The organism is Ralstonia mojiangensis, from assembly GCF_023955645.1.
GTDB classification, from domain to species: Bacteria; Pseudomonadota; Gammaproteobacteria; order Burkholderiales; family Burkholderiaceae; genus Ralstonia; species Ralstonia mojiangensis.
Map to the genome: position 1 here is coordinate 889,124 of NZ_JAMXHU010000001.1, position 13,998 is coordinate 903,121.

At 62.3% G+C, this 13,998-nt stretch carries 14 protein-coding genes; 10 read left to right on the top strand and 4 right to left on the bottom strand.

What is annotated here, in order from left to right:
- Positions 1-250: 250 nt before the first annotated feature.
- The 4 genes from NG898_RS04245 to NG898_RS04260 form a co-directional block, all read right to left on the bottom strand.
- Positions 251-790 (bottom strand): hypothetical protein, encoded by a 540-nt coding sequence (locus tag NG898_RS04245; protein WP_252691209.1) that lies wholly within the window; start codon positions 788-790, stop codon positions 251-253.
- A gap of 258 nt (positions 791-1,048) precedes the next feature.
- Positions 1,049-1,945 (bottom strand): methylisocitrate lyase, encoded by an 897-nt coding sequence (gene prpB, locus NG898_RS04250; protein WP_045206235.1) that lies wholly within the window; start codon positions 1,943-1,945, stop codon positions 1,049-1,051.
- Between the two features lie 23 nt (positions 1,946-1,968).
- A complete protein-coding gene (locus tag NG898_RS04255; RefSeq protein WP_252691210.1) occupies positions 1,969-2,949 on the bottom strand; it encodes an HpcH/HpaI aldolase/citrate lyase family protein in 981 nt (326 codons plus the stop codon).
- A gap of 118 nt (positions 2,950-3,067) precedes the next feature.
- Complete coding sequence (locus NG898_RS04260) at positions 3,068-4,054, bottom strand: malate dehydrogenase (protein WP_045206237.1); 987 nt, start codon at positions 4,052-4,054, stop codon at positions 3,068-3,070.
- A gap of 352 nt (positions 4,055-4,406) precedes the next feature.
- On the opposite strand from NG898_RS04260, the gene NG898_RS04265 reads away from it, so the two are divergent.
- The 10 genes from NG898_RS04265 to leuB all read left to right on the top strand — a co-directional run bounded on the left by NG898_RS04265 (position 4,407) and on the right by leuB (position 13,978).
- Positions 4,407-5,216 (top strand): GntR family transcriptional regulator, encoded by an 810-nt coding sequence (locus tag NG898_RS04265; protein ID WP_252691211.1) that lies wholly within the window; start codon positions 4,407-4,409, stop codon positions 5,214-5,216.
- 272 nt (positions 5,217-5,488) lie between these two features.
- Positions 5,489-5,899, top strand: a complete 411-nt coding sequence (gene sdhC, locus NG898_RS04270; protein ID WP_252691212.1) for a succinate dehydrogenase, cytochrome b556 subunit — start codon at positions 5,489-5,491, stop codon at positions 5,897-5,899.
- A gap of 10 nt (positions 5,900-5,909) precedes the next feature.
- Positions 5,910-6,275 (top strand): succinate dehydrogenase, hydrophobic membrane anchor protein, encoded by a 366-nt coding sequence (sdhD, locus tag NG898_RS04275; protein ID WP_252691213.1) that lies wholly within the window; start codon positions 5,910-5,912, stop codon positions 6,273-6,275.
- Between the two features lie 3 nt (positions 6,276-6,278).
- Complete coding sequence (gene sdhA / locus NG898_RS04280; RefSeq protein WP_045206860.1) at positions 6,279-8,057, top strand: succinate dehydrogenase flavoprotein subunit; 1,779 nt, start codon at positions 6,279-6,281, stop codon at positions 8,055-8,057.
- Between the two features lie 22 nt (positions 8,058-8,079).
- Complete coding sequence (locus NG898_RS04285) at positions 8,080-8,781, top strand: succinate dehydrogenase iron-sulfur subunit (protein ID WP_009241007.1); 702 nt, start codon at positions 8,080-8,082, stop codon at positions 8,779-8,781.
- Between the two features lie 71 nt (positions 8,782-8,852).
- Positions 8,853-9,140, top strand: coding sequence for an FAD assembly factor SdhE (locus NG898_RS04290; protein WP_009241006.1), 288 nt, complete (start codon positions 8,853-8,855; stop codon positions 9,138-9,140).
- Between the two features lie 122 nt (positions 9,141-9,262).
- Positions 9,263-10,564 (top strand): citrate synthase, encoded by a 1,302-nt coding sequence (gltA, locus tag NG898_RS04295; protein ID WP_092969658.1) that lies wholly within the window; start codon positions 9,263-9,265, stop codon positions 10,562-10,564.
- Positions 10,565-10,790: 226 nt separating this feature from the next.
- Positions 10,791-12,200 (top strand): 3-isopropylmalate dehydratase large subunit, encoded by a 1,410-nt coding sequence (gene leuC, locus NG898_RS04300; RefSeq protein ID WP_252691214.1) that lies wholly within the window; start codon positions 10,791-10,793, stop codon positions 12,198-12,200.
- Positions 12,201-12,223: 23 nt separating this feature from the next.
- Positions 12,224-12,874: a 3-isopropylmalate dehydratase small subunit gene (gene leuD, locus NG898_RS04305; RefSeq protein ID WP_252691215.1), complete on the top strand. Its 651-nt coding sequence runs from the start codon at positions 12,224-12,226 to the stop codon at positions 12,872-12,874.
- Between the two features lie 33 nt (positions 12,875-12,907).
- Positions 12,908-13,978, top strand: coding sequence for a 3-isopropylmalate dehydrogenase (leuB, locus tag NG898_RS04310; RefSeq protein ID WP_252691216.1), 1,071 nt, complete (start codon positions 12,908-12,910; stop codon positions 13,976-13,978).
- Positions 13,979-13,998: the final 20 nt, after the last annotated feature.

The following is a 13,998-nucleotide window of genomic DNA, read 5'->3' on the forward strand; positions in this document are numbered from 1 at the left end:
GCAGCACATTGGTGCGCGGGCCGCGGGCGATGGCATCTTGGTGATCTTCGATTGCCTGGCGGCTGAAGAGGGGCGTGCCTGGAACCGTCGTCGTGCCATCTGGCAGGACGGTCCCAGGCACAAAAGGCCCGAGGAGCCCGGCGCATCCAGACAAGGTCACATCGTCGACGATGATCTTGTCCAGATTCGTGCGGAAGTTCGCAACCAGTGCGGACATGGGCTGTTCCTGTGGGCCTCTTGCGCTATCGCGTTACTGCTGGGCCGGTTGGGCTGCGCCCGGAGCGGGGGCCGGAGCTGGAGCCGGGCTGTCCGGCGTCATCAGCGGCAGGCCGGCCGGAGCGCGCAGGGCGCCGGCTTGCGTCGGAGCCGGTGCGCCCGCAGCCATTTCTGCGGTCTGGCACTCATCGGCCAGTCGGTGGCCTTCGTTGCGGTCGAACAGCATGGCCTTGGCCGGGATCACCACCAGATCCATACCGGTCTTCTGGTCGAAGTAACGGTCGGCGCCGGTGCGGGTCATCTGGCGCGGCAGCTGGTAGTTCTTGCCTTTCCAGTGCATCGTAATGATCTGGTCGCGCGCCATGTCGCCCTTGATGTACAGGTCGTTGCCAAGCTCGCACTTCCATTCGACGCCTTCCGGCTTGACGGCGGCAACAGGCGCAGCTTTCTTGGCGGCACGCTTCTTGGCCGGAGCCTTCTTTGCAGCCGGCTTGGCTGGGGCCTGGGCGGTTGCATATTGCGATGCAGCCAGCGAAAGAACGCCAGCACAGGCGCCCACGATGAATTTGTTCATAGGGTTTCCTTCGGTAAGACAGAGTGGGGGAGGCGGCTGCCAGGCCACGGAATGCCACGGCATTTCGCACACCGGCCGGTATTTTGACCGATTTGCCCGCCGTGCCCAACGTTCTGTTACATGCTTGCCCGACATCTCCGCCAAACGGGGGTATCGCGCTAGCATCAGCGTCGTTTTTCGGGGCGTTCCCGGGCAACTTACCCCCGCAGTTTTGCCTTCCGTTCTCCTTGTTTGCGTTGGTGTGGATCTTGGCCCGGCTCAACTGCGATTCTGTGCGAACAGCGCGTCCAGCTTGGCCTCGTAGTCGTGGTAACCGATGCTGTCGTACAACTCCATGCGCGTCTGCATGGTGTCGACCACATTTTGTTGCGTGCCATCGCGACGAATGGCGGCGTAAACGTTCTCTGCGGCCTTGTTCATCGCGCGGAATGCCGACAGCGGATACAGGATCATCGACACGCCTGCGGAGGCCAGCTCATCGCGCGTGAAAAGCGGCGTCTGGCCAAATTCGGTGATGTTGGCCAGCACCGGCACCTTCACCGCGTCGACAAACTTGCGGTACATCGACAGTTCCGTCATCGCCTCGGGAAAGATCGCGTCGGCGCCGGCTTCCACGCAGGCCACGGCGCGTTCAAGGGCGCGGTCGAATCCCTCGACGGCCAGCGCATCGGTGCGGGCCATGACGACAAAGCTGGCGTCGGTGCGCGCGTCGACGGCCGCCTTGATGCGATCGACCATCTCGTCCTTCGAGACGATCTCTTTGTTGGGTCGATGGCCGCAGCGCTTGGCGCCGACCTGGTCTTCGATGTGCATGGCCGCAGCGCCAAACTTGATGAGCGACTTGGTCGTGCGCGCCACGTTGAAGGCGGAAGCGCCGAAACCCGTGTCGACGTCCACCAGTAGCGGCACGTCACACACATCGGTGATGCGGCGGACGTCGGTCAGAACGTCGTCCAGGCCCGATATGCCGAGGTCAGGCAAGCCCAGCGAGCCCGCAGCCACACCGCCGCCCGACAGATAAATTGCGCGATAGCCGGCGCGCTTGGCCAGCAGCGCGTGGTTGGCGTTGATGGTGCCGACCACCTGCAGTGGCGATTCTTCAACCAGCGCCTGGCGGAAGCGTGCTCCTGCGCTGGCTTGGGTGTTTGCTGTCATGGCGAATCTCCTTTCTATGCCCGTCACGCGAAGAAGCGCGCGATGGCGTCAGCCGGCATCTCCACGCCGGTGGTGTGCGCGCGTTGCAGCACGGCCCACCAATAGCGATAGCTCGCGCGGTCATGCAGCCGGCCTTCATGCTGGATCGGGCCCCACGCGGCATCCTGCGCAGCCGCAAGAATGGCGCTCGCGTGTGTCACTTCTTCGTGCGATGGGCGGAACGCCGAAACGATCGGCGCGATCTGGTCCGGATGGATGCTCCACTTGCGCAGATAGCCAAACTCGTTGCGGGCGCGGGCGGCATCGGCGCCGGCGCGGTCCGGGTGCTTGATGTCGGTGCTGACGTTGTGCGATGGCACCTTGCCGTGCGCGTGGCACGCGGCGGAAATGTCGGTCAGTGCGCGGCGGATCAGCGGATGCTCGAACTGTTCAGGCGAGCCCATCGCCGCACCCGGAATCGCACCGTTGTGCGCCGAGACAAAATCCATCAGCCCAAAGCTCAGGCACTCCACCTGCACCAGCGACGCGATGTCGAACACCTGCGCCAGGGCGCCATGCGTTTCGATCAGCACGTGGATCGGCAGGTGCCGCGCAATGCCCGCAACCTTGGCGGCCTGGTTGATGCGATCGGTCACGCGCGCTACTTCCACCACGTCACGTACCTTGGGCACGGTCACGTAGGCGAGGCGGCGGCCGGCAAGGCCGACAAGGATGTCGACGTCTTGCGTCCACGCATCGTGGTTCGGATCGTGGATGCGCACGCCAACGCGGTTGAAACGGTTGTCGTCGCTGTTGATGAGCGCGGCGGCCAGTTCGGCATGTGCGCGTTCCTGGCCGACGGCGGCACCGTCTTCGCAGTCAAACGTGATGTCGAAAACGGGCCCAAGGGCTTGTTGCAGGGCGAGCGACTTGCGCATCAGTTTTTCTGCGCCCGCGTAGTGGTCGCAAACCGGCAATTGGGCCGGCAGGGCGTCGTCCTGGAACAAAACCTCGGTGGGGTGCACGGGTTGGTATCGGTTGGGCGGCGTGCGTAACGCCTGCGTTTTGTTCGAAATGCAGGTGTAAAAAAACCGGAGGGTTCGCTGCCGATCCGCTCCGGTTTCTTCTTTTAGATCATGCGGATCACAGCAGATGCTGTACGCCCGCACGCTCGCCTTCCAGCTCGTCGAGCGTGATCTTGATCTTGCCTTGGCTGTACTCGTCGATTTCCAGGCCTTCGACGATCTTGTACTTGCCGTTCTCGGTGGTGACCGGGAAGCCGAACATCACGTCCTTCGGAATGCCGTATTCGCCGTTCGACGGGATGCCCATCGTGACAATCTTGCCGTTGGTGCCGAGCACCCAGTCACGCACGTGGTCGATGGCGGCGTTGGCAGCCGAAGCAGCCGACGACAGGCCGCGCGCTTCGATGATGGCGGCGCCGCGCTTGCCAACGGTCGGCAGGAACACGTCGTTGTTCCACACCGGGTCGTTGATCATGTCCTTGACGCTCTTGCCGTCGATCGTGGCGTAGCGGTAGTCGGCGTACATCGTCGGGCTGTGGTTGCCCCACACGAACAGCTTCTCGATGCTCGACACCGGCTTGCCGGTCTTGGCTGCGATCTGCGACAGGGCGCGGTTGTGGTCCAGGCGCAGCATGGCGGTGAAGTTCTCGCGCGGCAGGTCCGGCGCCGACTTCATGGCGATGTAGGCGTTGGTGTTGGCCGGGTTGCCGACCACCAGCACCTTGACGTTGCGCGAGGCCACTGCATTCAGTGCCTTGCCTTGTGCCGTGAAGATCTGGGCGTTGGCCGACAGCAGGTCCGCACGTTCCATGCCCGGGCCGCGGGGGCGGGCGCCCACCAGCAGGGCCACGTCGACGTCCTTGAACGCGGTCATCGGGTCGGAATGCGCTTCCATGCCAGCCAGCAGCGGGAATGCGCAGTCTTCGATCTCCATCATCACGCCCTTGAGCGCCTTTTGGGCCTTCTCATCGGGGATTTCCAGCAGTTGCAGGATGACGGGTTGATCCTTGCCCAGCATTTCGCCGGCGGCGATGCGGAACAGCAGGGCGTAACCGATCTGTCCAGCAGCGCCGGTCACTGCGACGCGCATGGGTGCTTTTGCCATGAGAACTCTCCAAACGGTAGTGAAAGCGGATCGCACTGCGCGCGGCGCGCATCCCGGCAGGATGTCGGTGCAGCCTCGCAGGCATTGCCGGCAACGGTCGGCGCCTCGTGGGCGGTCGGCTCGGGAACGGCAAGAGCCTCGCAGTTTACTGCGTCCGCATGACGATGTGGAAACACACTTGCGATTGACCTTTGAGCCATCGTGGCGTGTGTGTGGGCCGTCGCCCGGAACAGGCGCGAGTGTAGGTCGGTGCCCGCGGGAAAGTCAATGAATCTTCTGTCTTATATAAGACATAAGACATTCTATAAACGGGCTGGACGCCCTTGTCGCTTTTGTGGTGAAATCGGCAGTTATGTCGAGCACACCCAGCCCTCTATCCGCTGCGATGCCTCCTCCGGGCGGCGAAGGCGGCGCATCGCCCGCTTCTGCGGGAGGCGGGGGCGGCTCTCCCACCTTCAGCCCGCTGTATCAGCAGATCAAGACCCTGATCCTGCAAAGCTTGCAGGCCGGCGAATGGAAGCCCGGCGAGATGATCCCGAGTGAGATGGAATTGGCCGCCCGCTACAAGGTCAGCCAAGGGACCGTGCGCAAGGCGATCGACGAGCTGGCGGCCGAAAACTTGGTCGCCCGGCGCCAGGGCAAAGGCACCTTCGTTACCACGCACTACGAAGAAGGGGTGCAATTCCGTTTCTTGCGTCTGATGCCGGAGCAGGGTGAGCAGCACTATCCGAGCAGCCGCGTGCTGGAGTGCAAGCGTATGCGCGCCCCGGCCGAGATCGCACGCCTGCTCGAGCTCAAGGCTGGCGACAGCGTCGTGCAGATCCGCCGTATCCTGTTTTTTTCGGGCGAACCGACCGTGCTGGAAGAAATCTGGCTGCCGGGGGCGAGTTTCAAAGGGCTGACGGCTGAAAAGCTGACCGAGTGGAAGGGCCCGATGTACGCCTTTTTCGAGGCGGAGTTCGGCGTGCGCATGTTGCGTGCCACCGAGCGCATCCGCGCAGTGGCAGCAGACGCGACCACTGCTGAATTGCTCTCGGTGGAGGCTCAATCGCCGTTGCTCTCGGTGGAGCGCGTGTCGCATACGTTCGGCGACAAACCGGTGGAGATACGTCGTGGCCTGTACGTCACGACGCGGCACTACTACCAGAACGAATTGAATTGACGACACGTCGATGGGCCCGATTCGTGCGGGCCACGGCCACTTCGGCGGCGTCTTGGTTTGTGCGTTGCGCAACAGTGTATTGCGCGTCTTGAAAGCAGTGTAGAGAGGACAATCGGCCCCCGTATCACGCCACTGGCAGGCGAGGGCAGGAAGCACAAAAGTGGAGCGCGTCGCATGGAATTAATGGTGCGCTGCGCAACAAAAGCGCGCTAGAATCTCGCGGATTTGTGCAAAGCTGTTTTGTTTGTTGATTAGCCAATTGGGGTCTGACCATGGCAGAAGCCATCAAGAAAGCCAGGCCGGTATACAGGAACATCGGTTTGGGCGATATCGCCCGTTACCGCTTGCCCTGGGCCGGTAAGGTGTCCATCTTGCACCGTGCCAGCGGTGCGTTGATGTTCCTTCTTCTTCCGTTCGTGCTGTACTTGTTCGAGCAAAGTCTCACGTCGGAAATCAGTTTCGCCAAGTTCTCGGCGCTTCTGTCCAACGGTTTTGCCAAGGTTGTCGTCCTTGCCCTCATCTGGGCATACCTGCACCACTTCTGCGCCGGCATCCGTTACCTGATCCTCGATCTGCATATCGGCATCGACAAGGCCTCGGCCTCCAAGTCGGCTGTGAGCGTGCTGATCGTCAGCCTGCTGCTGACCGTCGTGTTCGGCGCCAAGCTGTTCGGCCTGTTCTGAGGAGTCCGCAATGGCACAAAACAATATTGGTCCCAAGCGCCTGGTTGTCGGCGCGCACTACGGCCTGAAGGACTTCCTCGCGCAGCGCGTCACCGCCGTGATCATGGCGGTCTACACCGTCGTGCTGCTGGTCTCGTTCCTGCTCTCCAAAGACACGTCTTACCAAAGCTGGGCGGGGCTGTTCTCCAACCAGTGGATGAAGATGCTGACGTTCCTGGCGTTCGTGTCGCTCACGTATCACGCCTGGATCGGTGTCCGTGATATCTGGATGGACTACGTGAAGCCCGTGGCAGTGCGTTTGACGCTGCAAGTGTTGACGATTCTGTGGCTCGTTGGTTGTGCGGGCTACGCAGCTCAGATTCTCTGGAGGGTTTAAGACATGGTCGCAGTCAAGACTGGGCTGCCGCGCCGCAAATTCGACGTCGTGATCGTCGGTGCGGGCGGTTCGGGCATGCGCGCATCGCTGCAGCTGGCAGAAGCCGGCCTCTCCGTGGCCGTGCTGTCCAAGGTTTTCCCCACCCGCTCGCACACCGTTGCGGCGCAGGGTGGTATCGGCGCTTCGCTGGGTAACATGAGCGAAGACAACTGGCACTATCACTTCTACGACACCGTCAAGGGCTCCGACTGGCTCGGCGACCAGGACGCGATCGAGTTCATGTGCCGCCAGGCGCCGAACGTGGTCTACGAGCTGGAACACTTCGGCATGCCGTTCGACCGCAACGCCGACGGCACCATCTATCAGCGTCCGTTCGGCGGTCACACGTCGAATTACGGTGAGAAGCCCGTGCAGCGTGCCTGCGCCGCGGCTGACCGTACTGGCCACGCGCTGCTGCACACGCTGTACCAGCGTAACGTCAAGGCCAAGACCCACTTCTTCGTCGAATGGATGGCGCTGGATCTGATCCGCGACCAGGACGGCGACGTGCTGGGCGTGACCGCGCTGGAAATGGAAACCGGCGAGGTCTACATCCTCGAAGCGAAGACGACGCTGTTCGCCACGGGCGGTGCAGGCCGGATCTACGCAGCGTCCACCAACGCCTTCATCAACACCGGTGACGGCCTGGGCATGGCAGCGCGCGCAGGCGTTCCGCTGGAAGACATGGAGTTCTGGCAGTTCCACCCGACCGGCGTGGCCGGCGCGGGCGTGCTGATTACGGAAGGCGTGCGAGGCGAGGGCGGCATCCTGCGTAACAAGGATGGCGAGCGCTTCATGGAGCGCTATGCCCCGACGCTGAAGGACCTGGCGCCGCGCGATTTCGTGTCGCGCTCGATGGACCAGGAAATCAAGGAAGGCCGCGGCTGCGGCCCGAACGGCGACTACGTGCTGCTCGACCTGACCCACGTCGGCGCCGAGACCATCATGAAGCGCCTGCCGTCGATCCGCGAGATCGGCCTGAAGTTCGCCAACGTCGACGCCATCAAGGAACCGATTCCGGTGGTGCCGACCATCCACTACCAGATGGGTGGCATTCCGACGAACTATCACGGCCAGGTCGTGGTGCCGAAGAACGGCAACCCGAACGAGGTCATCAACGGCTTCTACGCGATCGGCGAATGCTCGTGCGTGTCGGTGCACGGCGCCAACCGCCTGGGTACGAACTCGCTGCTCGACCTGGTGGTGTTCGGCCGTTCGGCGGGCAACCACATCATTGCGCAGAACCTGAAGAACCGCGAGCACAAGCCGTTGCCGGCCGACGCAGCGGACCGCGCTCTGTCGCGCCTGGCCAAGCTCGATTCGTCCAGCTCGGGCGAGTATGCGCAGGACGTCGCCAACGACATCCGCCGCAACATGCAGTCGCACGCTGGCGTGTTCCGTACGCAGAAGCTGATGGATGAAGGCGTCGAGCGCATCCTGGAAGTGGCCGAGCGCGCAGGCAGCATCCACCTGAAGGACAAGTCCAAGGTGTTCAACACCGCGCGCGTCGAAGCGCTGGAAGTGGCCAACCTGGTGGAAGTAGCAAAGGCGACGATGGTGTCGGCCGCCGCCCGCAAGGAGTCGCGCGGCGCCCACGCCCACAGCGACTTCCCGAATCGCGACGACGAAAACTGGATGAAGCACTCGCTGTGGTACAGCGAAGGCAACCGCCTCGACTACAAGCCCGTGCAGTTGAAGCCGCTGTCGGTGGAATCGGTGCCGCCCAAGGCGCGTACGTTCTAACGGATAAGAAGGGCCCACAAAAATGAAGCGTATTTTTGAAGTCTATCGCTACGATCCGGACAAGGACGCAGCGCCCCGCATGCAGACCTACGAGGTTGAGCTCGACGGTCACGAGCGCATGCTGCTCGACGCGCTGGTCAAGCTGAAGAAGCTCGACGAGTCGATCGCGTTCCGTCGCTCGTGCCGTGAAGGCGTGTGCGGCTCGGACGCCATGAACATCAACGGTAAGAACGGTCTGGCCTGCTTGACCAACATGCGTGAGCTGCCCGAGAAGATCGTGCTGCGCCCGCTGCCGGGGCTGCCCGTGGTGCGTGACCTGATCGTGGACATGACGCAGTTCTTCAACCAGTACCACTCGATCAAGCCGTACCTGATCAACGACGAGCCGCCGCCCGAGAAGGAGCGTCTGCAGTCGCCGGAAGAGCGTGAAGAGCTCGACGGCCTGTACGAGTGCATTCTGTGCGCGAGCTGCTCGACGTCGTGCCCGTCGTTCTGGTGGAACCCGGACAAGTTCGTCGGCCCGGCCGGTCTACTGCAGGCGTATCGTTTCATCGCCGACAGCCGCGACCAGGCTACCAGCGAGCGTCTGGACAATCTGGAAGATCCGTACCGCCTGTTCCGCTGCCACACCATCATGAACTGCGTCGATGTGTGCCCGAAGGGTCTCAACCCGACCAAGGCCATCGGCAAGATCAAGGAATTGATGGTGCGTCGCGCGGTGTAAGCCGCGAGTCAGCGCACTTTGGCATTGTGTGTCGCCGGAGCGGTTTCTCCGGCGACGCATTTTTAGGAAGTATGGTTGCTGTGAACACTCCGACGTTCTCCCATCAGTCCGATCCGCACAAGCGAGCCCGTTTGCGCTGGCGTGCCCGACGCGGCCTGCTCGAGAACGACATCATCGTCGAGCGCTTCTTCAACCGCTACGAGACGGAACTGTCGGATGACGACGTTGCCGCACTCTCGCAGTTGTTCGAGCTACCCGACAACGACCTGATGGATCTCCTGCTTGCACGCAAGGAGCCGGAGGGCGAACTCGACGTGCCTCACATCCAGCACGTCCTGACCTTGCTGCGCTCGGTCTGAACCGGCGCGCGAGAGGTTGCCGCAAGACGAATCGTTCCAGCCGCCCCCGGCCGGCGCCCCTCGATCCGTCTGGCGGGAGTCTCCCGACTTCATTTTTATAAACAGCAGAGAAGGAAACCGACATGACGCCGTCCGAAGTGAAAGCCACCCTATCGTTTTCCGATGGCTCGCCCAGCGTCGAGCTGCCGATCTACAAGGGCACGGTTGGCCCGGACGTGATCGACATTCGCAAGCTGTACGGTCAGACGGGCAAGTTCACGTACGACCCCGGCTTCATGTCGACCGCGTCGTGCAATTCCAAGATCACCTACATCGATGGTGACAAAGGCGAGCTGCTGTATCGCGGCTACGCCATCGATGATCTGGCCAGCAAGTGCGATTTCATGGAAATCTGCTACCTGCTGCTGAAGGGCGAGCTGCCCAACGCCAAGCAGAAGGAAGAGTTCAACCACGTGGTGACGAATCACACCATGGTGCACGAACAGATGCAGTTCTTCCTGCGCGGTTTCCGTCGTGACGCTCATCCGATGGCCGTGCTGACGGGCCTGGTTGGTGCGATGAGCGCGTTCTACCCGGACGCCGCCAACATCAACGACCCGCGCGAGCGCGAAATCTCGCAGATTCGCCTGATCGCCAAGCTGCCGACGCTGGTGGCCATGGCATACAAGTACAACATCGGCCAGCCGCTCATCTATCCGCAGAACAACCTGTCGTACACCGGCAACTTCATGCGCATGATGTTTGCCACGCCGTGCGAAGACTACAAGGTGAATCCGGTGCTGGAAAAGGCACTGGACCGCATCTTCATCCTGCACGCAGACCACGAACAGAATGCGTCGACGTCGACGGTGCGTCTGGCGGGTTCGTCGGGCACCAACCCGATCGCTGCCATCGCTGCCGGTATCGCTTGCCTGTGGGGCCCGGCGCACGGCGGCGCGAACGAAGCTGCGCTGAACATGCTGGAAGAAATCGGTACCGTCGACAAGGTGCCCGAGTTCATCAAGCAGGTGAAGGACAAGAACAGCGGCGTGCGCCTGATGGGCTTTGGCCACCGCGTGTATAAGAACTACGATCCGCGCGCCAAGCTGATGCGCGAAACCTGCCACGAAGTGCTCGAAGAGCTGGGCCTGCACAATGACCCGCTGTTCAAGCTGGCCATGGAGCTGGAAAAGATCGCCCTGGAAGACGAGTACTTCGTCAGCCGCAAGCTGTACCCGAACGTCGACTTCTACTCGGGCATCGTGCAGCGCGCGCTGGGCATCCCCACCTCGATGTTCACTTGCATCTTCGCGCTGGCCCGCTCGGTGGGCTGGATTTCGCAATGGGAAGAGATGATCACCGATCCGGAATACAAGATCGGCCGTCCGCGCCAACTGTTCAACGGCGCCGCCACCCGCGAAGTGCCGTCGATCGACAAGCGCTAAGCCAAGCTGTTTGCCTTGCAGAAACCCCGCCCGGGAAACCGGCGGGGTTTTTTGTTGCGCGCCGCTTGAGGTACCCGGAAAGGGCCTTCGCGAAATGACGAAACCCCCTTTCGCCAGTCACGTCCGGTGCCCAATGCACCGGGTGGCATAATCGATCACTCCCCACGAAACTGCTCACGCAGCGGCCCAGAATTTCAAAATGGGTGCGTTGTGCACGGATCGCATCATGGCCAAGACGCTCTACGACAAACTTTGGGACGATCACGTCGTTCATACCGAGGAAGACGGCACGACCGTCCTCTACATCGATCGTCAACTGCTGCACGAAGTGACGAGCCCGCAGGCCTTCGAAGGCCTGAAGATGGCCGAGCGTCCGGTGTGGCGCATCAGCGCCAACCTGGCTGTGTCGGACCACAACGTGCCGACCACCGACCGCTCGCACGGCATTGCCGATCCGGTTTCCAAGCTCCAGGTCGATACGCTTGACGCCAACTGCGACAGCTATGGCATCACGCAATTTAAGATGAACGACAAGCGTCAGGGCATCGTGCACGTGATCGGGCCGGAGCAGGGCGCGACGCTGCCGGGCATGACCGTGGTCTGCGGCGATTCGCATACCAGCACGCACGGCGCATTCGGCGCGCTGGCGCACGGCATCGGCACTTCGGAAGTCGAGCACGTGCTGGCCACGCAAACGCTGCTCGCCAAGAAGAGCAAGAACATGCTCGTGAAGGTGGAAGGCACGCTGCCGCGCGGTTGCACAGCCAAGGACATCGTGCTTGCCATCATTGGCAAGATCGGTACGGCTGGAGGCACGGGCTATGCCATGGAATTCGGCGGCTCGGCCATCCGCGCGCTGTCGATGGAGGGCCGCATGACGGTGTGCAACATGGCAATCGAAGGCGGCGCACGCGCTGGTATGGTCGCCGTGGATGATGTCACGCTGGAATACATCAAGGGTCGTCCGTTCGCGCCACAGGGCGTGGAGTGGGATCAGGCTGTGACGTACTGGCGCACGCTGCATTCCGATGAAGGTGCGCATTTCGATCACGTGGTCGAGTTGCGTGCTGAAGAGATCCGTCCGCAGGTGAGCTGGGGCACGTCACCGGAAATGGTGGTCAGCATTGAAGACCGCGTGCCGGATCCCGACAAGGAGAAAGACCCGAACAAGCGCAACGCCATGGAGCGCGCGCTCGAATATATGGGTCTGCAGCCGAACGTCGCCATCAGCGACATCAACATCGACAAGGTGTTCATCGGCTCGTGCACCAACAGCCGCATCGAAGACATGCGCGCTGCCGCGTGGGTCGTGCAGAAGCTCGGCAAGCGCATTGCCTCGAACGTGAAGCTGGCGATGGTCGTGCCGGGCTCGGGCCTCGTGAAGGAGCAGGCCGAGCGCGAAGGGCTCGACAAGATTTTCAAGGCAGCTGGTTTTGAATGGCGCGAGCCAGGTTGCTCGATGTGTCTCGCAATGAACGCCGACCGCCTCGACCCGGGCGAGCGCTGCGCATCCACGTCCAACCGCAACTTCGAAGGCCGTCAGGGCGCGGGTGGCCGCACCCATCTGGTCAGCCCGGCGATGGCCGCTGCGGCTGCGTTGGAAGGCCACTTCGTTGACGTGCGCAAGCTCGCTTGAGCGGCAGGATAGAGAGAGCAATCATGGAACAATTCACCATCCACACCGGCCTCGTTGCCCCGCTCGACCGCGAGAACGTCGACACCGACGCCATCATCCCGAAGCAATTCCTCAAGTCGATCAAGCGCACGGGATTCGGCCCGAACCTGTTCGACGAGTGGCGCTACAAGGACGTCGGCGAGCCCGGCCAGGACAACAGCAAGCGACCGCTCAACCCCGACTTCGTGCTGAACCAGCCGCGTTACAAGGGCGCCTCCGTGTTGCTGGCGCGCAAGAACTTCGGCTGCGGCAGCTCGCGTGAACACGCGCCGTGGGCGCTGCAGCAGTACGGCTTTCGCGCCATCATCGCGCCGAGCTTTGCCGACATTTTCTTCAACAACTGCTTCAAGAACGGCCTGCTGCCGATCGTGCTGACGGAGTCGCAGGTCGACCATCTGTTCAACGAAACGCAAGCCTTTACGGGCTACCAGCTGACCGTCGATCTGGACAAGCAGGTCGTCGTCACGCCGGGCGGTACGGCGTATCCGTTCGACGTCACGGCGTTCCGCAAATACTGCCTGCTGAACGGCTTCGACGACATCGGTCTGACCCTGCGCTACGCCGACCAGATCAAGGCTTACGAATCGCAGCGCCTGGCCAAGATGCCGTGGCTCGCGCACAAGCTCGTCGGCTGAGCTGACGCTAGAACAACAAGGACAACCAAACACATGACCAAGATTGCAGTGTTGCCGGGTGACGGCATTGGCAAGGAAATCGTCGCCGAGGCCGTGAAGGTGCTCAAGGTACTGGGCGAACCGTTCGAGATGGAATTCGCCCCCGTGGGCGGCGCAGGCTACGAAGCCAAGGGCCATCCGCTGCCCGAAGACACGCTGAAGCTTGCCAAGGAGGCTGACGCTATCCTGTTCGGTGCCGTGGGCGACTGGAAGTACGACACGCTGGCGCGCGAACTGCGCCCCGAGCAGGCCATTCTCGGGCTGCGCAAGCATCTGCAGCTGTTCGCCAATTTTCGTCCGGCGATCTGCTATCCGGAGCTGGCCGGCGCATCGAGCCTGAAGCCCGAGATTGTCTCCGGCCTCGACATCCTGATCGTGCGCGAACTGACCGGCGACATCTACTTCGGCCAGCCGCGCGGCGTGCGTTCGGCCCCGGACGGCGCGTTTGCCGGTGCGCGCGAAGGCTTCGACACGATGCGCTACGCCGAGCCGGAAATCCGCCGCATCGCGCACGTCGCCTTCCAGGCTGCCGCCAAGCGCGGCAAGAAGCTGTGCAGCGTCGACAAAGCCAACGTGCTGGAAACCTTCCAGTTCTGGAAGGACATCGTCACCGATGTGCATAAGGAATATCCGGAAGTCGAGCTGTCGCACATGTACGTCGACAACGCTGCCATGCAACTTGTGAAGGCGCCCAAGAATTTCGACGTGATCGTCACCGGCAACATGTTCGGCGACATCCTCTCGGACGAGGCCGCTATGCTGACGGGTTCGATCGGCATGCTGCCGTCGGCGTCGCTCGATGCGAACAACAAGGGGCTGTATGAGCCGTCGCACGGCTCCGCGCCGGACATCGCGGGCAAGGGCGTTGCCAACCCGCTGGCCACGATCCTGTCGGCGGCGATGATGCTGCGCTACTCGCTGAACAAGGCCGAGCAGGCTGATAGCATCGAAACGGCTGTCAAGAAGGTGCTGGCACAGGGCTACCGCACCGGCGACATCCTGACGCCGGGCTGCAAGCAAGTCGGCACTGTGGAGATGGGCGACGCAGTGGTCGCTGCCTTGTAAATCAAAGCGTGCGTTGCGGT

Excerpts from the sequence above, each read along its gene's own strand:
- NG898_RS04245 (WP_252691209.1), bottom strand. The coding sequence starts at position 790 with ATGAACAAATTCATCGTGGGCGCCTGTGCTGGCGTTCTTTCGCTGGCT.
- prpB (WP_045206235.1), bottom strand. The coding sequence starts at position 1,945 with ATGACAGCAAACACCCAAGCCAGCGCAGGAGCACGCTTCCGCCAGGCG.
- NG898_RS04260 (WP_045206237.1), bottom strand. The coding sequence starts at position 4,054 with ATGGCAAAAGCACCCATGCGCGTCGCAGTGACCGGCGCTGCTGGACAG.
- NG898_RS04265 (WP_252691211.1), top strand. The coding sequence starts at position 4,407 with ATGTCGAGCACACCCAGCCCTCTATCCGCTGCGATGCCTCCTCCGGGC.
- sdhC (WP_252691212.1), top strand. The coding sequence starts at position 5,489 with ATGGCAGAAGCCATCAAGAAAGCCAGGCCGGTATACAGGAACATCGGT.
- sdhD (WP_252691213.1), top strand. The coding sequence starts at position 5,910 with ATGGCACAAAACAATATTGGTCCCAAGCGCCTGGTTGTCGGCGCGCAC.
- sdhA (WP_045206860.1), top strand. The coding sequence starts at position 6,279 with ATGGTCGCAGTCAAGACTGGGCTGCCGCGCCGCAAATTCGACGTCGTG.
- NG898_RS04285 (WP_009241007.1), top strand. The coding sequence starts at position 8,080 with ATGAAGCGTATTTTTGAAGTCTATCGCTACGATCCGGACAAGGACGCA.
- NG898_RS04290 (WP_009241006.1), top strand. The coding sequence starts at position 8,853 with ATGGTTGCTGTGAACACTCCGACGTTCTCCCATCAGTCCGATCCGCAC.
- gltA (WP_092969658.1), top strand. The coding sequence starts at position 9,263 with ATGACGCCGTCCGAAGTGAAAGCCACCCTATCGTTTTCCGATGGCTCG.
- leuC (WP_252691214.1), top strand. The coding sequence starts at position 10,791 with ATGGCCAAGACGCTCTACGACAAACTTTGGGACGATCACGTCGTTCAT.
- leuD (WP_252691215.1), top strand. The coding sequence starts at position 12,224 with ATGGAACAATTCACCATCCACACCGGCCTCGTTGCCCCGCTCGACCGC.
- leuB (WP_252691216.1), top strand. The coding sequence starts at position 12,908 with ATGACCAAGATTGCAGTGTTGCCGGGTGACGGCATTGGCAAGGAAATC.